At 68.8% G+C, this 23,618-nt stretch carries 24 protein-coding genes; 20 read left to right on the top strand and 4 right to left on the bottom strand.

Annotated elements, in window-relative coordinates:
• Nucleotides 1–58 precede the first annotated feature (58 nt).
• A complete protein-coding gene (locus IF11_RS0128480; RefSeq protein ID WP_030354618.1) occupies nt 59–760 on the top strand; it encodes an HAD family hydrolase in 702 nt (233 codons plus the stop codon).
• A gap of 507 nt (nt 761–1,267) precedes the next feature.
• The gene (locus IF11_RS0128475; RefSeq protein ID WP_030354617.1) at nt 1,268–2,872 is read left to right on the top strand and encodes an ABC transporter substrate-binding protein; all 1,605 of its coding nucleotides are present in this window, start codon (nt 1,268–1,270) and stop codon (nt 2,870–2,872) included.
• Between the two features lie 94 nt (nt 2,873–2,966).
• On the opposite strand, the gene IF11_RS0128470 is transcribed toward IF11_RS0128475, so the two are convergent.
• Together IF11_RS0128470 and IF11_RS0128465 are read right to left on the bottom strand one after the other, a co-directional pair.
• The gene (locus IF11_RS0128470; protein WP_030354616.1) at nt 2,967–3,638 is read right to left on the bottom strand and encodes a response regulator; all 672 of its coding nucleotides are present in this window, start codon (nt 3,636–3,638) and stop codon (nt 2,967–2,969) included.
• Between the two features lie 87 nt (nt 3,639–3,725).
• Nucleotides 3,726–4,601, bottom strand: coding sequence for a RecB family exonuclease (locus tag IF11_RS0128465; protein ID WP_244888260.1), 876 nt, complete (start codon nt 4,599–4,601; stop codon nt 3,726–3,728).
• Between the two features lie 106 nt (nt 4,602–4,707).
• On the opposite strand from IF11_RS0128465, the gene IF11_RS0128455 reads away from it, so the two are divergent.
• The 3 genes from IF11_RS0128455 (at nt 4,708) to IF11_RS0128445 (ending at nt 7,690) form a co-directional block, all read left to right on the top strand.
• Nucleotides 4,708–5,955, top strand: a complete 1,248-nt coding sequence (locus IF11_RS0128455) for a site-2 protease family protein (protein ID WP_030354614.1) — start codon at nt 4,708–4,710, stop codon at nt 5,953–5,955.
• A 61-nt stretch (nt 5,956–6,016) separates the two neighbouring features.
• A complete protein-coding gene (locus IF11_RS0128450) occupies nt 6,017–6,919 on the top strand; it encodes a tRNA (adenine-N1)-methyltransferase (RefSeq protein ID WP_030354613.1) in 903 nt (300 codons plus the stop codon).
• Between the two features lie 177 nt (nt 6,920–7,096).
• Nucleotides 7,097–7,690: a hypothetical protein gene (locus IF11_RS0128445; protein ID WP_030354612.1), complete on the top strand. Its 594-nt coding sequence runs from the start codon at nt 7,097–7,099 to the stop codon at nt 7,688–7,690.
• Nucleotides 7,691–7,733: 43 nt separating this feature from the next.
• Here IF11_RS0128445 and IF11_RS0128440 read toward each other — a convergent pair whose 3' ends face one another.
• Entirely contained in the window at nt 7,734–8,054 is a 321-nt protein-coding gene (locus tag IF11_RS0128440) for a ferredoxin (protein WP_030354611.1), read from the bottom strand.
• 253 nt (nt 8,055–8,307) lie between these two features.
• Here IF11_RS0128440 and arc point away from each other — a divergent pair, with 253 nt between their 5' ends.
• The 5 genes from arc to prcA all read left to right on the top strand — a co-directional run bounded on the left by arc (nt 8,308) and on the right by prcA (nt 14,104).
• The gene (arc, locus tag IF11_RS0128435; RefSeq protein ID WP_030354610.1) at nt 8,308–10,074 is read left to right on the top strand and encodes a proteasome ATPase; all 1,767 of its coding nucleotides are present in this window, start codon (nt 8,308–8,310) and stop codon (nt 10,072–10,074) included.
• A 242-nt stretch (nt 10,075–10,316) separates the two neighbouring features.
• Nucleotides 10,317–11,828, top strand: a complete 1,512-nt coding sequence (gene dop, locus IF11_RS0128430) for a depupylase/deamidase Dop (protein ID WP_338119880.1) — start codon at nt 10,317–10,319, stop codon at nt 11,826–11,828.
• A gap of 134 nt (nt 11,829–11,962) precedes the next feature.
• On the top strand, nt 11,963–12,181 hold the full coding sequence (locus IF11_RS0128425) for a ubiquitin-like protein Pup (RefSeq protein WP_030354608.1): 219 nt from the start codon (nt 11,963–11,965) through the stop codon (nt 12,179–12,181).
• Between the two features lie 143 nt (nt 12,182–12,324).
• Nucleotides 12,325–13,170, top strand: a complete 846-nt coding sequence (gene prcB, locus IF11_RS0128420) for a proteasome subunit beta (protein WP_030354607.1) — start codon at nt 12,325–12,327, stop codon at nt 13,168–13,170.
• Nucleotides 13,171–13,222: 52 nt separating this feature from the next.
• Nucleotides 13,223–14,104, top strand: a complete 882-nt coding sequence (gene prcA / locus IF11_RS0128415; protein ID WP_240627575.1) for a proteasome subunit alpha — start codon at nt 13,223–13,225, stop codon at nt 14,102–14,104.
• Between the two features lie 84 nt (nt 14,105–14,188).
• On the opposite strand, the gene IF11_RS0128410 is transcribed toward prcA, so the two are convergent.
• On the bottom strand, nt 14,189–15,226 hold the full coding sequence (locus tag IF11_RS0128410) for a LacI family DNA-binding transcriptional regulator (RefSeq protein WP_030354605.1): 1,038 nt from the start codon (nt 15,224–15,226) through the stop codon (nt 14,189–14,191).
• A gap of 147 nt (nt 15,227–15,373) precedes the next feature.
• On the opposite strand from IF11_RS0128410, the gene IF11_RS0128405 reads away from it, so the two are divergent.
• The 10 genes from IF11_RS0128405 (at nt 15,374) to tatC (ending at nt 23,616) form a co-directional block, all read left to right on the top strand.
• Nucleotides 15,374–16,633 carry an MFS transporter gene (locus IF11_RS0128405; RefSeq protein WP_030354604.1) on the top strand — a complete coding sequence of 420 codons (1,260 nt, stop codon included), beginning with the start codon at nt 15,374–15,376 and terminating at the stop codon, nt 16,631–16,633.
• A gap of 9 nt (nt 16,634–16,642) precedes the next feature.
• Nucleotides 16,643–18,004, top strand: a complete 1,362-nt coding sequence (gene pafA / locus IF11_RS0128400) for a Pup--protein ligase (protein WP_030354603.1) — start codon at nt 16,643–16,645, stop codon at nt 18,002–18,004.
• Between the two features lie 121 nt (nt 18,005–18,125).
• The gene (locus IF11_RS0128395) at nt 18,126–19,061 is read left to right on the top strand and encodes an FKBP-type peptidyl-prolyl cis-trans isomerase (RefSeq protein ID WP_030354602.1); all 936 of its coding nucleotides are present in this window, start codon (nt 18,126–18,128) and stop codon (nt 19,059–19,061) included.
• Between the two features lie 43 nt (nt 19,062–19,104).
• Nucleotides 19,105–19,479: an FKBP-type peptidyl-prolyl cis-trans isomerase gene (locus IF11_RS0128390; protein ID WP_030354601.1), complete on the top strand. Its 375-nt coding sequence runs from the start codon at nt 19,105–19,107 to the stop codon at nt 19,477–19,479.
• Between the two features lie 122 nt (nt 19,480–19,601).
• Entirely contained in the window at nt 19,602–20,558 is a 957-nt protein-coding gene (locus IF11_RS0128385; RefSeq protein ID WP_030354600.1) for a helix-turn-helix transcriptional regulator, read from the top strand.
• A 17-nt stretch (nt 20,559–20,575) separates the two neighbouring features.
• Nucleotides 20,576–21,532, top strand: coding sequence for a helix-turn-helix transcriptional regulator (locus tag IF11_RS0128380; RefSeq protein ID WP_030354599.1), 957 nt, complete (start codon nt 20,576–20,578; stop codon nt 21,530–21,532).
• Between the two features lie 41 nt (nt 21,533–21,573).
• The gene (locus IF11_RS0128375; protein ID WP_030354598.1) at nt 21,574–21,834 is read left to right on the top strand and encodes a hypothetical protein; all 261 of its coding nucleotides are present in this window, start codon (nt 21,574–21,576) and stop codon (nt 21,832–21,834) included.
• Between the two features lie 65 nt (nt 21,835–21,899).
• Nucleotides 21,900–22,097, top strand: coding sequence for a hypothetical protein (locus IF11_RS0128370; protein WP_030354597.1), 198 nt, complete (start codon nt 21,900–21,902; stop codon nt 22,095–22,097).
• 209 nt (nt 22,098–22,306) lie between these two features.
• Nucleotides 22,307–22,600, top strand: coding sequence for a Sec-independent protein translocase subunit TatA (tatA, locus tag IF11_RS0128365; RefSeq protein WP_030354596.1), 294 nt, complete (start codon nt 22,307–22,309; stop codon nt 22,598–22,600).
• 62 nt (nt 22,601–22,662) lie between these two features.
• Entirely contained in the window at nt 22,663–23,616 is a 954-nt protein-coding gene (gene tatC / locus IF11_RS0128360) for a twin-arginine translocase subunit TatC (RefSeq protein WP_030354595.1), read from the top strand.
• The last annotated feature ends 2 nt before the right edge of the window (nt 23,617–23,618 follow it).

The raw sequence follows: 23,618 nt of genomic DNA, 5'->3' as shown, positions 1-23,618 counted from the left end.
AGGGGCAACCCCGCGGGCAAGGTGACCGGCCTTCTCGTCCCTCATGGAGGTGTGCCGGATGACCAGTACGGTCCCCGCGTCCCTGACCCGAACGGCCGAAGGCTCCGCGCTCCAGGCCGTCCTTCTCGACATGGACGGCACCCTGGTCGACACCGAGGGATTCTGGTGGGAAGCCGAGGTGGAGGTCTTCAAGGCCCTCGGGCACGTCCTCGACGAGACCTGGCGCGAAGTGGTGGTCGGCGGGCCCATGACCCGCAGCGCGAGCTTCCTCATCGAGGCCACGGGCGCCGCCATCACCCTCGCCGAGCTGACCGTGCTACTCAATGACACCTTCGAGGACCGGATCGGGCGCGACCTGCCCCTGATGCCCGGCGCGAACCGGCTGCTCGCCGAACTGGCCGCCCACGAGATGCCCACCGCCCTGGTCTCCGCCTCGCACCGGCGCATCATCGACCGGGTGCTGGCCTCTCTCGGCCCCGAGAACTTCGCGCTCACCGTGGCGGGCGACGAGGTGCCCCGTACCAAGCCGCACCCCGACCCGTATCTGCTGGCCGCACGGGGCCTGGGCGCCGATCCGGCGCGCTGCGCCGTCATCGAGGACACGGCCACCGGTGTGGCCGCCGCCGAGGCCGCCGGGTGCCGGGTGATCGCCGTACCCTCGGTCGCGCCGATCGCCCCGGCGGCCGGCCGGACGATCGTCGGCTCGCTCGAAGAGGTCGATCTGGTATTCCTGCACGGTTTGATGACACACGGGCACTGAACCGCGTACTCAGCGTCGCGGCGGAATGCCGAATGGAAACTCTCGGCATTGGCGCGGATATTTTCCGTGACCTTCGCCGGCCGCAATCCGGGGCGCTCCCAAACACCGTGGAAGTGACCTTTGTCACGCGCCCGCGCATCGACAGGGGAGGGCGGGGCTGATCCATGTCGCTCCGAGGCGGGGTTCCCTGTGCCCTTGTGTCCCGGTTTATGGACCGGTGTGTGAATCATTCCGCGGCCCGGATATCCACGCGCCGCTATTTCCGATCACTGTGTGATTACGTTTCAGATCGGGCCCGGTCCGGCATTCCCGGAGCCTCCGACTAATCTCATCGCGAGCACTTCGCCGCTTCAACGACGTGTCCCGACGACTCACCAAGTCGCCACGCACACAGGACCGATCGCCCTGTATCCCGGCCCGATCGCATCTGCCCCGAACGGGTGGGCGCGGCGGAGTCTCCCATTTGCACCGCTGTATCTCAGTGCCGGATGAGGGAGTACGTCCAGGATGAACCGCAAGACTTTGGCGCTGTCGGCCGTGATCGGCCTGCTTGCGCCCGTGCTCGCCGGTTGCGGTGGCTCGGACGGTGGCTCCGGCGGCGAGGCCATTGTCGTGGGCACCACGGACCAGTACATCGCGACGGACGAGGCCATCGCCCCGCTGGACCCGGCCGCCGCGTACGACACCGGTTCCTGGAACGTCCTCCGCCAGACCATCCAGACGCTGATGCACGTCCCGCGCGGTGGCGGCAAGCCGATCCCGGACGCCGCCTCGAAGTGCGCGTTCACGGACCGGGCGAACGAGAGCTACCGCTGCACCCTGCGCGAGGGGCTGAAGTTCGCCGGCGGCGACCCCATCACGGCCGACGATGTGAAGTACTCCTTCGAGCGGGTCCTGAAGATCAACGACCCCAGCGGTGTGGCCGGTCTGCTGACCAACATCGACACGATGGAGAGCGACGGCGCCCGCGAGATCGTCTTCCATCTCAAGACGCCCGACGCGACCTTCCCGTACAAGCTCTCCACGCCGCCGGCCGGCATCGTCAGCAAGAAGGACTACGAGCCGACGAAGCTCCGCAAGGGCTTCGACGTGTCCGGCTCCGGCCCGTACACCTTCAAGGCGGAGGTCAAGGGTGACACCGTCACCAAGGCGACCTTCACCAAGAACGCCGACTACACGGGTGAGCTGAACGTCCAGAACAACAAGGTCGAGCTCCAGCCCTTCACGGACGCCGACGAGATGGGCAAGGCGCTCGACTCCGGCGACATCGACGTGATGACCCGCGCGATGACACCCGAGCAGGTGGAGTCGATGGTCGAGAAGCCCAAGGAAGGCATCCAGCTCACCGAGATGCCCGGCCTGGAGATCCGTTACCTCGGCTTCGACACCGACGCCCCGACCGTCAAGGAGAAGGCGGTGCGCCAGGCCATGGCGTACACCATCGACCGCGGCGACCTGGTCACCAAGGTGTACGGCTCGGTGGCCGAGCCGCTGTACTCGCTCATCCCGTCGAGCATCGCCACGCACACCAACTCGTTCTTCAACAAGTACGGCGACCGCAACCTGACCAAGGCCGCCGACCTGCTGCAGACCGCCGGGATCGCCACCCCCGTGAAGCTTTCGCTGAACTACACGACCGACCACTACGGCGAGGCGACGGCGAAGGAGTTCGAGACCCTCAAGGACCAGCTCAACAGCAGCAAGCTCTTCGAGGTCTCCATCAAGGGCACGGAGTGGAAGAGCTTCCGCCCCAACCAGATCAAGGGCGACTACTCGGTCTACGGCATGGGCTGGTTCCCCGACTTCCCGGACCCGGACAGCTATATCGCGCCCTTCCTGGACAAGGACAACTTCCTCAACACGCCGTACAACAACGCCAAACTGCGCGGCGAGCTGATCCCGCAGTCGCGCCGCGAGGCCGACCGCAGCGCCGCCACGAACACCTTCAGCCAGATCCAGGACATCGTCGCCGATGACGTGCCGGTGCTGCCGCTCTGGCAGGGCAAGCAGTACGTCGCCTCGCGCGATGACATCGCGGGTGTGGAGTGGGCGGTCAACTCCTCGGCGGAACTGCTCCTCTGGGAGCTCCGCCGCGGCCCCGGCGCGTCCTGACCTTCCCGGACCACCGGAACTTCCCGAACAGCGGTCCGGCCGCGTGGGCGAGGCCCACGCGGCCGGACAGGTCATGGGCGGCGGCCCGCCGCCGTCACTGGGCGCCGGGGCGCACCAGCCCGCTCTCGTACGCGTACACCGCGGCCTGCACCCGGTCGCGCAGCCCCAATTTGGTCAGCACATGGCCCACATGCGTCTTGACCGTGGTCTCGCTGACGAAGAGATCCGCCGCGATCTCCGCGTTGGACAGGCCCCGGGCGACCAGCTTGAGCACCTCGACCTCGCGCTCGGTCAGTGTGTGCAGCGTGTTGGGCACCGGCTCCTCGCCGGACGGCAGATGATCCGCGTACTTGTCGAGCAGCCGGCGCGTGACGCTGGGCGCCAGCATCGCCTCACCCGCCGCGACCACCCGGATCGCCTGCACCAGCTCATTGGCGGGCGCGTCCTTGAGCAGAAAGCCGCTGGCCCCCGCGCGCAGCGCCTCCACCACGTACTCGTCGAGATCGAAGGTCGTCAGGACCAGCACCTTCGCCGGACCGTCCCGGCCGGGGCCGGTGATCTGGCGCGTCGCCTCCACCCCGTCCATCCGGGGCATCCGGATGTCCATCAGCACCACATCGGGCTGCAGCGCGCGGACCTGGTCGATGGCCTGGAGGCCGTCCCCGGCCTCGCCGACGACCGCGATGTCCTGCTCGGCCTCCAGGATCATCCGGAAGCCGGTGCGCAGCAGCGGCTGGTCATCGACCAGTAGGACGCGGACAGTCACAGGGAACTCCTTCACTAGACCGGCCCCATTCTGCCCTGACAGCCCCACCGCGCCCCCGCCGGGCGCGGCGGCCCCCCACACGCTCCCTCACGCGCTCCCCGGCACGCCGACCGTCAGCGGATAGACAGGAGGTGTACCGCCGAATTCCGGACAGAGCGCCTGGTGGTCGCACCAGCCGCACAGCTTCGTGGGACGCGGCCGCCAGTCCCCCGTCTCCGTGGCCAGCCTGATCGCCTCCCAGAGCGCGAGCAGCTTGCGCTCCACCCGCTCCAGATCGGCCTCCACCGGGTCGTACGTGATGACCTCCCCGCTGCCCAGATACACCAGCTGGAGCCGGCGCGGCACCACCCGCTTCAGCCGCCAGATCACCAGCGCGTAGAACGACATCTGGAACCGCGCCCCGTCCGCGTACTCGGGACGGGGCGCCTTGCCCGTCTTGTAGTCGACGATCCGCACCTCGCCCGTGGGCGCCACATCGACGCGGTCGATCACCCCGCGCAGCCGCAGCCCCGACTCCAGCTCCGTCTCGACGAACAGCTCCCGCTCGGCCGGCTCCAGCCGGGTCGGGTCCTCCAGCGAGAACCACCGCTCGACCAGCCGCTCCGCCTCCGCCAGCCAGCCCGCCAGCCGCTCGCCGTCCGCGTCCTGCGCGAACAGCTCGGCCAGCTCGGGACGGGACTCCAGCAGCCGGTCCCACTGGCCGGGGATCAGCGCCTTGGCCCGAGGCGCCGTACGCTCCACGGCCGGTGCGTCGAAGAGCCGCTCCAGCACGGCATGGACGAGCGTGCCGCGGGTCGCCGCCTCGCTGGGCTTCTCCGGCAGCTTGTCGATCACCCGGAACCGGTACAGCAGAGGGCACTGCATGAAGTCGCTCGCACGCGACGGCGACAGCGACGCCGGCGGCCCGCCCGACGGCGAAGTGGGCGGCGGGCTCGGCGAAGTGGGCGGCAGGCTCGTACTCATGACGCAGACCCTATGACCCGACACTGACAGCGATCCGAATACCATCGACTACAGAGCCTCTCGCACCGCATGATCGAGCGAGCGACGCTGCCGACGAAGGGAACCCGTGAAAGAGGACGACGAGCGCGGCGAGAGCAAGCCGTCGCAGCCCGGCAAGGGGGATACGGGCCCCGGCGGTAAGCCACCGCGCCGCGAAGACCCGGGCGGCGGCATTCTCATGGGCCGCCCCTTCGGAGTGCCGGTCTACGTCGCCCCGAGCTGGTTCCTGGTGGCCGCGCTCATCACCTGGATCTTCGGCGGCCAGCTGGAGCGGGTCCTCCCGCAGCTGGGCGGCCTGCGCTATCTGCTGGCGCTCTTCTTCGCCGTCGCCTTCTACGCCTCCGTACTCGTCCATGAACTGGCCCATACGGTGGCCGCGCTGCGCTTCAAGCTGCCGGTGCGCCGGATCCAGCTCCAGTTCTTCGGCGGCGTCTCCGAGATCGAGAAGGAGTCCGAGACCCCGGGCCGCGAATTCATCCTGGCCTTCGTCGGGCCGCTGCTCTCGCTGGTGCTCTCCGGGATCTTCTACCTCGGTCTGCTGGCCGTCGAGCCCGGTACGGTCCCCGGCGTCCTGCTCGCGGGGCTGATGGTCTCCAACCTGATCGTCGCCGCCTTCAATCTGCTCCCCGGCCTTCCGCTGGACGGCGGCCGGATGCTGCGCGCGGTCGTCTGGAAGATCACCGGCAAGCCGATGAGCGGCACCGTCGCCGCCGCCTGGGTCGGCCGGGCGCTCGCCGTCGCCGTACTGATCGGCCTGCCGCTGCTCACCCGTACGGGCGCTCTGGGCACCTCGGCCAGGAACGCCGGCGGCATGGAGACCGTCACCGACGCGCTGCTCGCCGCCATCCTCGCCGCGATCATCTGGACCGGCGCGGGCAACAGCCTGCGGATGGCCAGGCTCCGCGAACACCTCCCCGAACTCCAGGCCCGCGCCCTCACCCGGCGCGCGGTGCCGGTCGAGTCCTCCACCCCGCTCTCCGAGGCGCTGCGCAGGGCCAACGAGGCGGGCGCCCGCGCCCTGGTCGTCGTCGACGGCCACGGCGACCCGACGGCCCTGGTCAGGGAGTCCGCGATCGTCGGCGTACCCCAGCACCGCCGCCCCTGGGTCGCGGTCAGCGGCCTCGCCCAGGACCTCACGGAAGGCATGAAGGTCCCCGCGGACCTGGCGGGCGAGGCGCTGCTGGAGCGCCTCAGGGCCAGCCCCGCGACGGAGTACCTGGTGCTGGAGGAGACGGGCGAGATCTACGGGGTCCTGTCGACCGCCGATGTCGAACGGGCCTTTGTCGCGGCGATGGCCCGCCCACAGGGGAACTGACCGGCGCGGGGCCGCCCACCGGGCGAACCGAGCCCCCGGAAAAAGCGGCTAAGCTTCAAACATGTCCGAACCGACCGGTGCCGCCCGTCGTCGCGGCCCCTTCAAGGTCGGGGACCAGGTTCAGCTCACCGACCCCAAGGGACGCCACTACACCTTCACGCTCGAAGCCGGGAAGAATTTCCACACCCACAAAGGGTCCTTCCCGCACGACGAGCTGATCGGTGCTCCCGAGGGCAGTGTTGTCCGTACCACGGGAAACGTCGCCTATCTCGCGCTGCGCCCCCTGCTCCCCGACTATGTCCTGTCCATGCCCCGCGGCGCCGCGGTGGTCTACCCGAAGGACGCCGGCCAGATCCTGGCCTTCGCCGACATCTTTCCCGGCGCACGCGTCGTCGAGGCGGGCGTGGGCTCCGGCTCGCTCAGCAGTTTCCTGCTGCGCGTCATCGGGGACCAGGGCATGCTGCACTCCTACGAGCGCCGCCAGGACTTCGCCGACATCGCCCGGCAGAACGTGGAGCGCTACTTCGGCGAGCCGCACCCCGCCTGGCAGCTGACGGTCGGTGACCTTCAGGACAATCTGTCCGACACGGACGTCGACCGCGTGATCCTGGACATGCTCGCCCCCTGGGAGTGCGTCGAGGCCGTCTCCAAGGCGCTGGTGCCCGGCGGCATCCTCTGCGCGTATGTCGCGACGACCACTCAACTGGCCCGCACCGTCGAGACGATCAGGGAGTTCGGCACGTTCAACGAGCCGGCCGCCTGGGAGTCGATGATCCGCAACTGGCATGTCGAGGGCCTCGCCGTACGTCCGGACCACCGGATGATCGGCCACACCGGCTTCCTGGTGACCGCCCGTCGACTCGCGGACGGCGTCGAGCCGCCGCTGCGCCGCCGCCGTCCCGCCAAGGGCGCGTACGGCGACGACTACGACGGCCCGGGCAGCGGCAGCGGCTCGCGCGGCTGACCGAACACCGCGACAGCGCCGCCGAGTTCCCGTCCGGAAGGGGGGAACTCGGCGGCGCTTTCTTTACGTTGGTCATACGGACCCCGCTGTTCCGCCGCACTGTGACGTGTGGCACGATGCTGTCTCCCTCCCACCGTTGGTTATTCGCCGGCACGGCCTTCACAGGAGACACTCCGCGTGCAGCTCTCCGACGCTCCGGACCTCGCGCACACCCGGCCCCGCCCCGTGCACTGGCTCGCGACGGCCACCGCGATGGCCGCTGTCGTGGCCCTGGCGGGTCTGCTCCAGCCCGGCGCCGCCACGGCGTCCCAGTCGGGCTCGGGATCCCCGAAGGCCGCGGCCCCCGGCGGGGCCCCGCTGCCCGCCCCCGACCCCTCCGGCGTGGACTTCCCACTGGAGTGCGGGGGCGTGGGCACGACCCTCGCGAAGCAGGCCTCAGGTGATCTCGACGGCGACGGCAACCCGGAGACTGTGGCGGTCGTACGCTGCGCGGCCGGCTCAGGCACCCCGCCCAACGGCGTGTACGTACTGACCAGGACCGGCGGCGAGGGTGGGCCGGCCAGGATCGTGGCGACGCTGGTGGACCCGAAGGACAAGCTCACCATCGGCCCCGACTTCGCGGTACGCGATGGGGAGATCATCGCGACCCTGCTCGGCTACTCGGGACCCGCGGTCCCCAGCTGCTGTCCCGACGAGGAACAGCGGGTCTCCTGGCGGTGGCGGAACGGCGCGTTCGTACGCGGCGAGCGGCCCGTCGCGCGGAGTGTGTGAAAGATCACCTCGGTGGCGCCATGCGACGGGCCGTGACAGGGAGTTACGCCGCGTCGGGGCCGTACACCTCGACCCGGTCCGTCACGCGGCGTACATGAATGCAGTCACCGGGACACTCCTTGGCGGAGTCCACCACATCGCGCAGCAGGGGCAGCGGTACGCGCGTGGTGGCGCCCGGGGCTTGCAACAGCTCGTCGTCCGGGCTCTTCACATAGGCCAGGCCGTCGATGTCCAGCTCGAACACATCAGGGGCGTACTGCGCACAGATCCCGTCCCCGGTGCAGAGGTCCTGGTCGATCCAGACCTCCAGCGGCTCACCGTTCTCGGTGACGCCTTCGGTGGGAGCCTCCTGCTGCACGGTCATCTCTCCTGACGTTTACCGCGCCGGGCAGCGCATTATGGAGTAAGTCGCGGCGGCCCTGACGGGTGTTGAACGCTTCGACGATACAACCGACAGCTTTCCGATGTTCCTGGGTGGGTATTCCCCTGGCGTGAGGGAGGGCGCAAGGGTGAAGATCGGACCTACCCCGACAGTCTTTGTGATCTAGGGGTTTCAATCATCACCCACCCAGGTAGGGTCAGGAAGCGTCCAGCTCCCCTTGGAGGAGGTGAGGACCGTGGCAGCCCACGACGACGACATCAACCGCGGCATCCGGCCCGGGCGGGGGTCCGAAGACCCAGCCGGCCAGGTTGCCTATCTCGAGCAGGAAATCGCCGTCCTGCGACGTAAGCTCGCCGACTCTCCGCGGCATACGAGGATTCTCGAAGAGCGCATCGTCGAGTTGCAGACGAATCTTGCGGGTGTGTCCGCACAGAACGAGCGGCTCGCCAATACGCTCCGTGAGGCCCGCGACCAGATCGTGGCCCTCAAGGAGGAGGTCGACCGGCTCGCTCAGCCGCCGGCCGGTTTCGGTGTCTTTCTGCAGGCCAATGAGGACGGTACGGCCGATATCTTCACCGGGGGCCGCAAGCTCCGGGTGAATGTCAGCCCCGGCGTCGAGCTCGACGAGCTCAGGCGCGGCCAGGAAGTCATGCTCAATGAGGCGCTCAATGTGGTCGAGGCCATGGAGTTCGAGCGCGCCGGGGACATCGTCACCCTCAAGGAGATCCTTGAGGACGGCGAGCGCGCCCTGGTGATCGGGCACACCGACGAGGAACGGGTGGTGCGGCTCGCCGAGCCGCTGCTGGACATCACCATCCGTCCCGGCGACGCCCTCCTGCTCGAACCCCGCTCCGGCTATGTCTACGAAGTGGTTCCCAAGAGCGAGGTCGAGGAGCTTGTCCTCGAAGAGGTTCCGGACGTCGATTACGACAAGATCGGCGGTCTGGGCGGCCAGATCGAGATGATCCGCGACGCGGTCGAGCTTCCGTACCTCCACCCGGACCTCTTCAAGGAGCACGAACTGCGACCGCCGAAGGGCATCCTGCTCTACGGCCCGCCCGGCTGCGGCAAGACACTGATCGCCAAGGCCGTGGCGAACTCCCTCGCCAAGAAGGTCGCCGAGGTGACCGGCCGGCCCGCGGGGAAGAGCTACTTCCTCAACATCAAGGGTCCCGAGCTCCTCAACAAGTACGTCGGTGAGACCGAGCGCCATATCCGCCTGGTCTTCCAGCGCGCCCGGGAGAAGGCGAGTGAGGGCACGCCCGTCATCGTCTTCTTCGACGAGATGGAATCCCTCTTCCGCACCCGCGGATCCGGTGTCAGCTCGGACGTGGAGAACACCATCGTCCCCCAGCTGCTCGCCGAGATCGACGGTGTGGAGGGCCTGGAGAACGTCATCGTCATCGGCGCCTCCAACCGCGAGGACATGATCGACCCCGCGATCCTGCGGCCCGGCCGGCTCGATGTGAAGATCAAGATCGAGCGTCCGGACGCGGAGGCCGCGAAGGACATCTTCGCGAAGTATCTGACCTCCTCGCTGCCGCTGCACGTGGACGATGTCTCCGAGCACAACGGCTCCAAGGAGGCCGCCGCTCACGGGATGATCCAGTCCGTCGTGGAGCAGATGTACGCGGAGTCCGAGGAGAACCGCTTCCTTGAGGTCACGTACGCGAACGGCGACAAGGAAGTCCTCTATTTCAAGGACTTCAACTCCGGCGCGATGATCCAAAACATTGTCGACCGGGCCAAGAAGATGGCCATCAAGGCATTCCTCGACCACGACCAGAAGGGCCTCAGGGTCTCCCATCTCCTCCAGGCATGTGTGGATGAGTTCAAGGAGAACGAGGACCTGCCGAACACCACGAACCCGGACGACTGGGCCCGTATCTCCGGTAAGAAGGGCGAGCGGATTGTCTTCATCCGTACCCTGGTGACCGGAAAGCAGGGCGCGGACACCGGACGCTCCATCGATACGGTGGCGAACACCGGTCAATACCTGTAGAGCGCGGACCGGCTGCGGATGTCCGGAAGGGCATCCGCAGCCGGTTGCTTTCCATGTACCTTCCACCACACCAGGCCAATGACGGAAATGATCTCCCCACCGGCGCAGAGGCGTTCTAGGCTCTTTCGTACCGCCGCGTCGCGCAGTGCGGGGCCGGGCACCGCACACGCACACGCACCGGAGAGACAGCGGTACTTGAGCAGCGCTTCCGGAGGGGAGCGCCGCCGGGCAAGGAGGGCCGCATGACCGTACGGCGAGTAATGGGCATCGAAACGGAGTACGGCATCTCCGTTCCGGGTCACCCGAACGCCAATGCCATGCTCACCTCGTCCCAGATCGTCAACGCCTACGCGGCGGCGATGCACCGGGCGCGACGTGCCCGCTGGGATTTCGAGGAAGAGAATCCGCTGCGGGACGCCCGTGGCTTCGACCTCGCCCGCGAGACGGCCGATTCCAGTCAGCTCACCGACGAGGACATCGGCCTGGCCAATGTGATTCTCACGAATGGCGCGCGGCTGTACGTCGACCACGCCCACCCGGAATACAGCTCTCCCGAGATCACCAATCCGCGCGACGCCGTCCTCTGGGACAAGGCGGGCGAGCGCATCATGGCCGAGGCCGCGGAACGCGCGGCCCAGCTTCCGGGCGCCCAGCCGATCCATCTGTACAAGAACAACACCGACAACAAGGGCGCGTCCTACGGCACGCACGAGAACTATCTGATGAAGCGGGAGACCCCCTTCTCGGACATCGTGCGCCATCTGACGCCGTTCTTCGTCTCCCGGCAGGTCGTCACCGGTGCGGGCCGGGTCGGCATCGGCCAGGACGGGCATGAGCACGGCTTCCAGATCAGCCAGCGCGCGGACTATTTCGAGGTCGAGGTCGGCCTGGAGACCACGCTCAAGCGCCCCATCATCAATACCCGTGACGAACCGCATTCCGACGCGGAGAAATACCGCCGGCTCCATGTGATCATCGGCGACGCGAATCTGTCGGAGATCTCGACCTATCTCAAGCTCGGCACGACCGCGCTCGTCCTCTCCATGATCGAGGACGGCTTCATCAACGTCGATCTCGCCGTCGACCAGCCGGTCCGCACCCTGCACCAGGTCTCGCACGACCCCGGCCTCGGCCGGCTGGTCACGCTCCGCAGCGGACGGACACTCACCGCTGTCCAGCTCCAGATGGAGTACTACGAGCTGGCCAGGAAGTACGTGGAGGAGCGGTACGGCGTCGACGCCGACGAGCAGACCAAGGACGTCCTGGGCCGCTGGGAGGACACCCTCAACCGGCTGGAGAACGATCCGATGAGCCTGTCGGGCGAGCTCGACTGGATCACCAAGCGGGAGATCCTGGAGGGCTACCGGCGCCGGGACAACGTGGACTGGGACGCGGCCCGCCTGCACCTCGTGGACCTCCAGTACGCCGACGTACGCCCCGCCAAGGGCCTCTACAACCGTCTGGTGGCCCGCGGCAAGATGCAGCGGCTCCTGGACGACCAGGACGTCGAGCGGGCCAGGACGAAGCCTCCGGAGGACACCAGGGCGTATTTCCGGGGACGGTGCCTGGAGCAGTACGCGGACGATGTGGCGGCCGCCTCGTGGGATTCGGTCATCTTCGACCTGCCCGGCCGTGACTCGCTCCAGCGCGTACCCACCCTGGAGCCGCTGCGGGGCACCCGGAACCACGTCAAGGAGCTGCTCGACCGCTGTCGTACGGCGGAGGAGCTGGTCCGGGTGCTGTCCGGAGGCTGAAATGGTCCCTGTCCGGGAATGATCGAGGTGGTACCCGGACGTTGTCAGAAGTGCGGGGCCGATGTCGGACCCTCCTTGTAGGGTCTGATCTTGTAGGTCACATCGAGCGGGGCGAACCGAGCGGGGTGAGGGTTATGGCGACCAAGGACACCGGCGGCGGACAGCAGAAGGCGACGCGTTCCACCGAGGAGACCGAGGAGCAGGCGCAGGAGGCGCAGGCGACCGAGGACCTCAAGGAACGCCAGGAGAAATTGTCCGACGACGTGGACTCCGTCCTGGATGAGATCGACGACGTCCTTGAGGAGAACGCCGAGGACTTCGTGCGCTCCTTCGTCCAAAAGGGCGGCCAGTAGCAGCGGTTGTCCGTTCCGGTGCGCCGGTGAAAGCCGGTCGCACCGGGACGGATGACACGCGGCGGCGCGGGTAAGGTCCGTGCACAGTTCCTAAGATCGGCCCGACGCGAGCGGCGGGCCGCCGCCCATCCGGAAGGAAACGCGTGGAAGCCAACCCTCGTAGCACCGGGCGTCTGCCGGCAGCCTTCCTGACGCCCGGCTCGTCCTCGTTCATGGACTTCCTGTCCCACCACTCGCCGGACATGCTGCCCGGCAAGCGCTCGCTGCCGCCCCTCCAGGGCGCCATCGAGGCGCCGCACGGGACGACGATCGTCGCGGTCAGCTTCCCCGGTGGCGTGGTGCTCGCCGGTGACCGGCGCGCGACGATGGGCAACATGATCGCCCAGCGCGACATCGAGAAGGTCTTCCCGGCCGACGAGTACTCGGCCGTCGGTATCGCGGGCACCGCGGGTCTCGCCGTGGAGATGGTCAAGCTCTTCCAGCTGGAGCTGGAGCACTTCGAGAAGGTCGAAGGAGCGCAGCTCTCCCTGGAGGGCAAGGCCAACCGGCTCTCCACGATGATCCGCAGCAATCTGGCCATGGCCATGCAGGGCCTGGCCGTCGTCCCGCTCTTCGCGGGCTGGGACGTGGACCGCCAGAAGGGCCGCATCTTCTCGTACGACGTGACGGGCGGCCGTTCCGAGGAGGTGGGCTACGCGTCCACCGGCTCCGGCTCGATCTTCGCCCGTGGCGCGATGAAGAAGCTCTACCGCGAGGATCTGACCGAGGAGCAGGCCACCACCCTGGTCATCCAGGCGCTCTACGACGCCGCGGACGACGACTCGGCGACGGGCGGCCCCGATGTGGCCCGCCGGATCTATCCGATCGTCACCGTCATCACCGACGAGGGCTTCCGGAGGGTGAGCGACGCGGAATCCGCCGAGATCGCCCGCGCGATCCTGGAGCGCCGGCTGGAACAGCCCGACGGCCCGCGCGCCGCGCTGCTCTGATGCCGCTCTCTTCTGAATAAACATGCCTCTGACAGAAAGGGACGGATAGCCGGTGTCGACGCCGTTCTATGTCTCACCCCAGCAGGCCATGGCCGACCGGGCGGAATACGCCCGCAAGGGCATCGCCCGCGGTCGCAGCCTGGTCGTGCTGCAGTACGCCGACGGCATTGTCTTCGTCGGCGAGAACCCGTCCCGTGCACTTCACAAGTTCAGCGAGATCTACGACCGGATCGGCTTCGCGGCCGCCGGCAAGTACAACGAGTACGAGAATCTGCGTATCGGCGGCGTGCGCTACGCGGATCTGCGCGGATACACCTACGACCGCGACGATGTGACCGCCCGCGGTCTCGCCAACGTCTACGCCCAGACGCTCGGCACGATCTTTTCCAGCGCCGGTGAGAAGCCGTACGAGGTGGAGCTGGTGGTCGCCGAGGTGGGGGCCACACCCGACGGCGACCAGATCTACCGGCTGCCGCACGACGGCTCGATCGTGGACGAGCACGGCTCGGTCGCGGTCGGCGGCAGCTCGGAGCAGATCAGCACCTATCTGGACCAGCGCCACCGCGACGGCATGTCGCTCGCCGAGGCCCTGAAGCTGGCCGTCCAGGCGCTCTCCAGGGACACCAACGGCGGCGAGCGGGAGATCCCCGCCGAGCGGCTGGAGGTGGCGGTCCTGGACCGTACGCGACCGCAGCAGCGCAAGTTCAAGCGGATCGTCGGCCGTCAGCTCTCCCGGCTGCTGGAGGCGGACGGCGCGGCCTCCACGCCGACGGACGCCCCCTCGGACACCGAGGAGCCGGACGGCGCCACGCCCGCCCCCGCCGAGGCGCCCTCGGAGGCACCGGAGGTGTCGGAGACCACCGAGAAGCCTGAGACCAAGGCCCCTGAGGGCAAGGACAGCGGCAAGCCGGACGGCAAGGACACCGGCAAGTAGCCCTGGCGGAAACGTCTCACCATGCCCCGGCGCGCTCGCACGCGCCGGGGCATCGTCGTGTCACTGATCGCGTCGCCGGTCTTGTCAGGGGACGGGCCGTGCGGGCGGTGGGGGCGCCGTGGAGTCCCGGACCACCAGTGAGACCGGGAGGTCGCCGGTCTCCGGCCGGCGGCCGTCCAGGACCGCCAGCAGGGCCGACATCCCGCGCTCGCCCACCCGCTCGGCGGGCAGCCGTACCGTCGTCAGTTCCGGCTCGACCGCGGTCGCGAGCGCCAGATCGTCGAAGCCGCTCACGGAGATGTCCTCCGGCACCCGCAGACCGAGCCGCCGTACGGCCTTGCAGGCGCCCGCGGCCAGGATGTCGTCGTCGCACACCAGCGCCGTCGGCCGGGGCCCGGTGCCGGTGAGGGCGCGCTCGGTGGCCTCCCGCGCGGCGTCCACTTCCAGCGCCGCCGAGACCGTGCTCAGGACCGCGTCCGGCACCCCCCGTACCGTCTCGGCCAGTGCCGCGGCCCGTACGTCGAAGGTCCAGGAGGCGACGGCGGAGGAGAGATGGACCAGCCGCCGGTGGCCGAGGCCCAGCAGATGCCCGGCGATCTGCCGCATGCCGTCGGCGATGTCGAGATTCACCCGGCCGGCGGCTCCGGGCGCCGCCGGATCGCTGTCGAGCATCACCAGCGGCAGATCCGCGCCGTCCGAGCCGCGGATCGCGTCCAGCGCGCCGGTCGCCATCGAGGAGGCGATCACCCCGTCCAGCGCGGCCCGCGCCGAGGCGAAGGGGTCCTTGGCGGGGCCCACCCCGGCCGGTGAGGGGTACAGGACGACCCCGAAACCGTGCTCCGCGGCGACCCGGGCCGCGCCGGTGTAGACACGGGCGAAGAACTCGTTGGTGAGCGCGGGCACGACCAGGAGCGCCGTTCTGGTGGTGCCGAGCCGCAGATTGCGGGCCGCGAGATTGGGCCGGTAGCCCAGGGCGCGCGCGGCGTCCCGCACCAGTCCGGCGGTCCGCTCCGAGACCCTGCCCCGCCACTTGTCGCCGAGGACGAGGGAGACCGTCGCCTGGGACACGCCAGCGGCGCGCGCCACGTCCTTGCTGGTGGGCCTGGCGGACTGCTCTGTCATGACTGCCGTTCTCCGTCGCGCGGTGCGAATCGCGGTGGACCCGCGGGCTGCGCACATGGTACGTATGGCGCTGCACGTTATACGTAAAACCCCGGACGGGACCGGATGGCGCGGCCCGGGGACGAGCTGAGGGAAAGAGGGGGCGACATGGCCACGGGGTATCTGGACATCCTCAAGGCGCCGCACGCCGCACGGCTGCTCACCGGCACGCTGGTGGGCCGGCTGCCGAGCGCCACGGGCCATATCGCGATCGTCCTGTTCATCCGCGCCGAGGGCGGCAGCTACACCCTGGCCGGGGTGTTCGCGGCGCTCTACGGCATCGCCACGGCCATCGGCCAGCCGCTGCTGGGCCGGGCCGTGGACCTGTTGGGCCAGCCCCGGGTGCAACTCCCCGCCGCGCTGGTCTCGGCCCTCGGCATGGTGCTCTTCGCGGCCGTCGGAACGGGGGCGCCGGTCCTCGCGTACCCGGCCGTGGCGATCGCGGGTCTCTTCACCCCGCCGCTGGAGGGCGGGCTCCGGGCGCTGTGGCCGAGCGTCCTGGGCAGCGAGGACCGGGTGCACCGGGCGTACGCCATGGACGCCGTGGCCCAGGAGGTCATGTTCACGGTCGGCCCGCTCTTCGTCACTCTGCTGGTCGCGCTCTGGTCCCCGGCCGCCGCGCTGCTCGTCATCAACGTCATCGGCGTACTCGGCGCGCTCTCCGTCGTCCTGTCCGGGCCCTCCCGGGCCTGGCGCTCCGCGCCCCGTGAGGCGCACTGGCTCGGCGCCCTGCGCTCGCCGGGGCTGCTCGCCCTGCTCGGCGCGTTCCTCTTCATCGGCATGGCCCTCGGCTCCATCACCGTCGCGGGTGTCGCCTACGCCGACGACCACGGCGACGAGTCCGTGTACGGCTGGCTGATGGCCGCCCTCGGCCTCGGCGCGCTGATCGGCGGCGCGGTGTACGGATCGCGGCAGTGGGCCGGCGTCCCCGAGCGCCGTCTGCGGGGCATCGTCGCCCTGCTGGCCCTCTGCTACCTTCCGCTGACGCTCACGCCCGGAGTGGTCGCGATGACCGCGCTCTCCGCCCTCGCCGGGGTCTTTCTGGCACCCGCGCTGGCCTGCGCCTTCATTGTCGTCGACCGGCACGCCCCGCGCGGCACCGTCACCGAGGCGTTCTCCTGGCTCGTCACCACGTTCGGTGTCGGCACCGCGCTCGGCACCGGCGCGGCAGGACCCGCCGTGGAGCTCGGCGGCACCGCGGCGGGCTTCGCCGTAGCGGGGGCCGGCGGCATCGCCGCGCTGCTGGTACTGCTGGCCACCCAGCGGGTCCTGAAGGCTCCCACCGGCCCTTCGGATGCCACCATCCGGACGGAAAATGATCGAAGCGGTGCGGCCCAACCCGGTTTCAGCTCTGGCCATCAGGCGTAATGTTCAGACATGGACCGCCGCATTTTCGGGCTGGAGAACGAGTACGGCGTCACGTGCACGTTCAGGGGACAGCGCCGACTGTCACCTGACGAAGTGGCGCGCTACCTCTTCCGCCGTGTTGTCTCATGGGGCCGCAGCAGCAATGTCTTCCTGCGGAACGGCGCCCGTCTCTACCTCGACGTGGGCTCGCATCCGGAATACGCAACTCCCGAATGCGACAACATCTCCGAGCTGGTCACGCACGACAAGGCGGGCGAGCGCATTCTGGAGGGGCTGCTCGTCGACGCCGAACGCCGCCTGCACGAGGAGGGAATCGCGGGCGACGTCTATCTCTTCAAGAACAACACCGATTCGGCGGGAAACTCCTACGGCTGCCACGAGAACTATCTCGTCGCCCGCCACGGGGAGTTCTCCCGGCTCGCGGACATCCTCATCCCCTTCCTCGTCACCCGTCAGCTGCTCTGCGGCGCCGGCAAGGTACTCCAGACCCCGCGGGGCGCGGTCTACTGCGTCAGCCAGCGCGCGGAGCACATCTGGGAGGGCGTCAGCTCCGCCACCACCCGTTCCCGTCCGATCATCAACACCCGTGACGAACCGCACGCGGACGCGGAGCGCTACCGCCGGCTCCATGTCATCGTCGGCGACTCGAACATGTCCGAGACGACCATGCTGCTCAAGGTCGGCGCCACCGATCTCGTCCTGCGCATGATCGAGGCGGGCACGGTGATGCGCGATCTCACCCTGGAGAACCCGATCCGGGCGATCCGCGAGGTCAGCCATGACCTCACCGGCCAGCGCAAGGTGCGCCTGGCGAGCGGCCGCGAGGCCTCCGCCCTGGAGGTCCAGCGCGAGTACTACGAGAAGGCCGTCGACTTCGTGGAGCGCCGGGGCATCCGCACCGGCACCGTCGACCAGGTCCTGGAGCTCTGGGGCCGCACGCTCGACGCGATCGAGGCCGAGGATCTCGACCGTATCGGCACCGAGATCGACTGGGTCATGAAGTACCAGCTCATCGAGCGGTACCGGGCCAAGCACAATATGACGATGTCGCATCCGAGGGTCGCTCAGATAGACCTCGCCTATCACGACATCCACCGCCGCCGCGGTCTCTACTACCTGCTGGAGAAGAAGGGCCAGGCCGCCCGTATCTGCAACGACATGAAGATCTTCGAGGGCAAGTCGGTGCCCCCGCAGACCACCCGGGCGCGGCTGCGCGGCGACTTCATCCGCCGGGCCCAGGAACAGCGCAGGGACTTCACCGTCGACTGGGTGCATCTCAAGCTCAATGACCAGGCACAGCGCACGGTGCTCTGCAAAGACCCGTTCCGTTCGGTGGACGAACGGGTGGAGAAACTGATCGCCGGTATGTGAGCGGGCGAAGACACACGCATTGGTGGAATGTGCCAAGGGCCCTGTACGTATCGCGTACGGGGCCCTCGGCACGCCTTAGAGTGGCGGGCAACTACTGTGCCGTCTGAGATCTGAGGAACACGTGCGCCGACTTGCCGGCCTCATCGTCGTCCCCTTGCTGCTGTTGTCGACAGCGGCCTGTGGCAGCGATGGAGGCTCCGACTCCACCTCGTCCAAGAACGGACTTCCCGCGATCAGCTCGGGTGCCAAGTTCGGTCAGAAGCCGACCCTCGACAAGGGGGAGGGCACGCCGCCCAAGGAGCTGAAGGTCGATGTCCTCAGCAAGGGTGACGGAGCGACGGTCAAAAAGGGCGATGCGATCCAGGTCAACTATCTGGGCCAGAGCTGGGACTCCGACAAGCCCTTCGACAACAGCTTCGACCGGAAGCAGCCGTTCGATCTGACCGTCGGCGCCGGCATGGTCATCAAGGGCTGGGACCAGGGTCTGGAAGGCCAGAAGGTCGGCAGCCGCGTCGAGCTGGGCATCCCGCCGGAGCTCGGCTACGGCGCCCAGGGCCAGGGCGACATCAAGCCCAACTCCACGCTGGTCTTCGTCGTCGACATCCTGAAGGCCACCCAGGTCCCGGCCTCCGCCAAGGGGACCGCGGTCGCGCAGGACAACACCGACCTGCCCAAGGTCGGGACGAACGACGACGGCAAGGAGCCGACCGTCACCGTCCCGAAGAGCGACCCGCCCAAGAAGCTGGTCTCCAACTATGTGCTGGAGAGCAATGGCGAGGCCGTCAAGGACTCGGACACCGTCGTGCTGAACTACGCCGCGTACATCTGGAAGGACCGCAAGCAGTTCGACAGCACGTACAAGACCGGCCGCACGCAGACCTTCCCGCTGCCGCAGCTCACGCTGAAGGGCCTCAAGACGGGCATCGTCGGCAAGAAGGTGGGCAGCCGGGTCCTCATCGTGATCCCGCCGGACCAGGCCTTCGGCAACCAGGAGCAGCAGGGCATCCCGAAGAACTCCACGCTGGTCTTCGCGGTGGACATCCTGGCGAAGGTGTAAGACTGTCCCGGTTGCCCCGTTCATCATTTAGAGGAGCAGTTCAGTGAGCATCGACAAGCCCGAGGTCGACTTCCCGGGTGGCGAGCCGCCGGCCGATCTGGAGATCAAGGACCTCATCGAAGGCGACGGCCCGGTGGCCAAGGCGGGCGACTCCGTGTCCGTCCACTACGTGGGCGTGGCGTTCTCCACCGGTGAGGAGTTCGACTCCTCCTGGAACCGCGGTACCCCGCTCCAGTTCCAGCTCGGCGCCGGCCAGGTCATCAAGGGCTGGGACGAGGGCGTGCAGGGCATGAAGGTCGGCGGCCGTCGCCAGCTGATCATCCCCTCGCACCTGGCGTACGGCGAGCGCGGCGCCGGCGGCGGCCGGATCGCTCCCGGCGAGGCGCTGATCTTCGTCTGCGACCTGGTCGCTGTCTGATCACATCCGGACACCCGAGGGCCCATGCTGTCCGGCATGGGCCCTCGGCTTTTACCGCGACACCCCGGGGCGGTACGGTCAGCGGGGGAGCGCGGCACGATCAAGAGGGGTGCGAGGCGTCGATGGCCATTGCCAAGGCCGAGCGGCTGATGAATCTGGCGCTGTGTCTGCTCGGGACCCGGCGTCCGCTCAGCAAGCGTGAGCTGCGGGGCTCCATCGAGGCATATCTGGAGGCCGGCACCGACGACTCGTTCAACCGGATGTTCGAGCGGGACAAGGACGATCTGCGCGAACTCGGGCTGGTCATCGAGACGGTGGAGAACCTCGACGGTGACACCGGCTATCTCGCGCGGCGCGACAGCAACCGGCTGCCCGCCATCACCCTCGACGCCGAGGAGGCCGCCGCCCTCGGGCTCGCCGCCAAGGTCTGGCAGCAGGCGCGGCTGGCCGGCGCGGCGAGCGGCGCCCTGCAGAAGCTGCGCGCCGCCGGGATGCCGGAGGCGGAGGACACCTACGAGGCGCACCACGGCGCGCTCGAACCCCGTATCCCGGTCCATGAGGCCGCCTTCGAACCGCTGATGCTCGCCTGCCGCGACCGGCGTCCCGTCGCCTTCGACTACCGCAAGGCCAACGCCGCCCGCCCCGAGCAGCGCCAGGTCGAGCCATGGACGCTGGAGTGCTGGCGCGGCCACTGGTATCTGGCCGGCTGGGACCGGGACCGCGGCGCCGAGCGGGTCTTCCGGCTCTCCCGGATCACCGGCCGGGTCCGCTCGCGCGCGGGCGTCTTCAGCGCGCCCGTACCCGATGTCGTCACCGTACGGGAGACCGTGGAGAGCTGGGCGGGGGAGACCGCGACCCGCTCCGCGCTGATCAAGCTGCGCTCCGGGTGCGGCTATCCGCTGCGTGCCAAGGCGCTGTCGTCTCGGGAACTGGGCGACGGCTGGGACGAGCTGGAAGTCCCGTACGGCCACGGGCTGGACGCCTGGCTGGTGGAGTTCGGCCCGGACGCGGTCGTACTGAAGCCCGCGGATCTGCGGGCCGATGTCCTGGACCGGCTGCGCGCCGTGGCCAAGGGCTGAGGGGGACTCGTACAACCATGGCAGCCAACGCCATCGACCAGACCCGGCGGATGCTCTCGCTGGTCACCTATCTGCGGGAACGCCCCGGCGCGCATGTGAGCGATGTCGCCCGCGCCTTCGGCATCACCGAGGACGAGCTGATCTCCGACCTCGATGTGCTGCCCATGTGCGGGACCAGTTTCCGCGGCGGCGATCTGCTCGACATCGACACCGACGGCGACCGCATCTGGTGGCACAACCCCGACGATGTCGCCGAGCCGCTGCGGCTCGCCGCCGACGAGGCGACGGCGCTGCTCGTCGCGGCCCGCGCCGTCGCCACCCTGCCGGGGCTGCGCGAGGGCGACCGGCAGGCGCTGCTGCGTGCCACCGCCAAGCTGGAGGCCGCCGCCGGTGAGGTCGCGGGCGCCAGCTCCCGGCTCTCGGTGACCTTCGAGTCCGAGGGCGGGGTGTTCGCCGAGGTCGACCGGGCCATCTCGGAGCGCCGCCGGCTCTGGCTGCGCTACTACTCACCGGCGCGTGACGAGCTGACGGAGCGCGAGGTCGACCCGATCCGGCTGTTCGCCGTAGGGCACACCTATATGGAGGCCTGGTGCCGGCTCTCCGAGGCGCGGCGTACGTTCCGCCTCGACCGCGTCGCCGAGATCAAGCTGCTCGACGCACCGGCCGCGCCTCCGGAACTGGAGCTGAGGGATCTGTCGGAAGGGCTGGTGCAGCCCTCGGCCGAGGACCCCGAGGTGGTGATCGAGGTCGGGCCGGGCGGCCGGTGGGTGGCGGAGTACTACCCGCACGACAGCGCGGTCGAACTCCCCGACGGCGGGCTGCGGATCACTCTGCGTACCCCCGCGCCCGCCTCGCTCAGACGGCTGGCGCTGCGGCTCGGCGGGGACGGCCGGATCGTCTCCCCGCCGGAGCTGGCGGACAGCGCGCGGCTGGCGGCGGGCGAGGCACTCGCGGCCTACGACGGCCACGCGTGACCGGCTGAGGACGAGGACGAGGACAAGGAGAACCACGCGCAATGTCGACCATAGCTGGGCTGTCCGGACTTTCGACCGTCGCTCCGGTCCTCTTCAGGGCGGCCTGTCCCGAGTGCCGCGCCCGCTTCGAACTCTCCGCGGGCGCCCTGCGCCTGGCGATCGGCGCCAGCGCCAAGACCACCTTCTACTCCTTCACCTGTCCCGAGTGCGAGGCCATGGTGCGCAAGCCCGCCGGGGAGCGCATCGTGGAACTCCTCACCGGCGGCGGGGTGCGCACCCTGCGCCTCCACTCGGCTCCCTGAACCACATCCCGGCCCTGAATCACTCCCCGAAGCCCCCACTCCCTGGAACGGTCTAGGCTCTGCCCATGTTCTGGCCCATGCTCGCCATCGCCCTGGGTTTCTGTGGTATCGCCGTGCTCGGCGTGCTGGCCGTCCGCGTCTTCGTGGCAGCCCAGCGGCTCGGCCGCCAGGTCGCCGCCACCACGGAGACGATCAACCGGGCCGCCGAGGACCTGGAGCGCGCTGCCACCCGGCTGGCCGCCACCGGTGAGGCGTTGAGGTAGCGACGCCCCCTGCTCACCAGCGAAAGAGCGGGGTACGCTGCTGAGCGTGGCCCCGGCAGCGAGGCGCGGGCCGCCGACGGAAGTACGCACAGGGATTGCCCCGTGTTCACCCCTGCGCGTTACGATCGCTGCGCAACCACGTCGGACAAGAGTCCGGCCGAATCTGTGCAGGCCCCTCCCATGCCGCCTCGGTGAGAAGGTAAAAGCTTATGTTCGGAAGGCTCGGTCCCACCGAGATCATTCTCATCCTCGTCGTGATCGTCCTGCTGTTCGGCGCGAAGAAGCTTCCGGACATGGCGCGTTCGCTCGGCAAGTCGGCCCGCATCCTCAAGAGCGAGGCCAAGGCCATGAAGTCGGAGGGCCAGCAGCCGGCCCCGGCGGAGCCGAAGGGTGACGAGACCGCTCAGGACCACGTCGTGCCGCGTACGATCCAGGCCGCGCCCGGTGACGTGACCAGCGCGCGTCCGGTGACCGAGCCGACGGACTCGACCACCAAGCGCTGACACCTGGGCCGAAGCGGGCACCGCTGTCGCCGGGGGCCCGCCGCACGAGATGAGGACGTGGGTTGCTTAAGTCTGCCCGCAAGAAGGAGACCGATCCCGAGGGGCGGATGCCCCTGGTGGAGCACCTGCGTGAGCTGCGCAACCGGCTCGCCAAGGCGCTGGTGGCGATCGTCGTTGTGACGATCGTCGCCGCGTTCTTCTACAAGAACATCATCGAGTTCTTCACCGACCCCGTACTGAAATCGGTCGGATGTGAAGCGAGCTTCGCGGAGCTGGCCAAGCGGGAGGACGGCACCTGCGCCCGCATTGTGCTGAACGGTCTGCTGACGCCCTTCACCCTCGCGCTCAAGGTCTCCTTGATGGCCGGTGTCGTGGTCTCCTCACCGATTTGGCTCTACCAGCTGTGGGCCTTTGTCGCTCCGGGGCTGCACAAGGCGGAGAAGAAGTACTCGCTCGCCTTCGTGGCCGCGGGCTTCCCGCTCTTCCTGGCCGGCGGCTTCTTCGCGTACAAGACGCTGCCGACGATGGCGAAGGTCCTGCTGGAATTCTCGCCCGCCAACCTGGACAACCAGCTTCCGCTCGATGATCTGCTCGATCTGATCACCCGCATGGTCGTCGTCTTCGGTCTCGCCTTCGAGCTGCCGCTGCTGCTGGTGATGCTCAACCTCGGCGGGGTCATCACCGGCAAGCGGATGGCCGGCTGGTGGCGCGCCATGATCATGGGCATCACGATCTTCGCCGCGGTGGCCACGCCCAGCACGGACCCGCTGACCATGATGGCCCTGGCGGTGCCGATCTGGGTGCTGTACTTCGTCGCCACGGCGATCTCGCTCCTGAACGACCGTCGCAAGGCACAGCGCGACGCCATGGGGCCCGCCGACGACGAGGCCTCGGATCTGGATCTGACCCCGGAGGCCGTCGGCGAGATCGAACCGGTCTCGGCGCCGCCCGCTCTTCCCGAGCAGTCGGACAGCGGCGGTACGAAGCGACTGAACGGTTACGACGACGTCACCTGACC

The sequence above is a fragment of the Streptomyces scopuliridis RB72 genome, assembly GCF_000718095.1.
GTDB classification, from domain to species: Bacteria; Actinomycetota; Actinomycetes; order Streptomycetales; family Streptomycetaceae; genus Streptomyces; species Streptomyces scopuliridis.
Note: the sequence above shows the minus strand (reverse complement) of the source record. Positions and strands in the feature narration are given on the sequence as shown.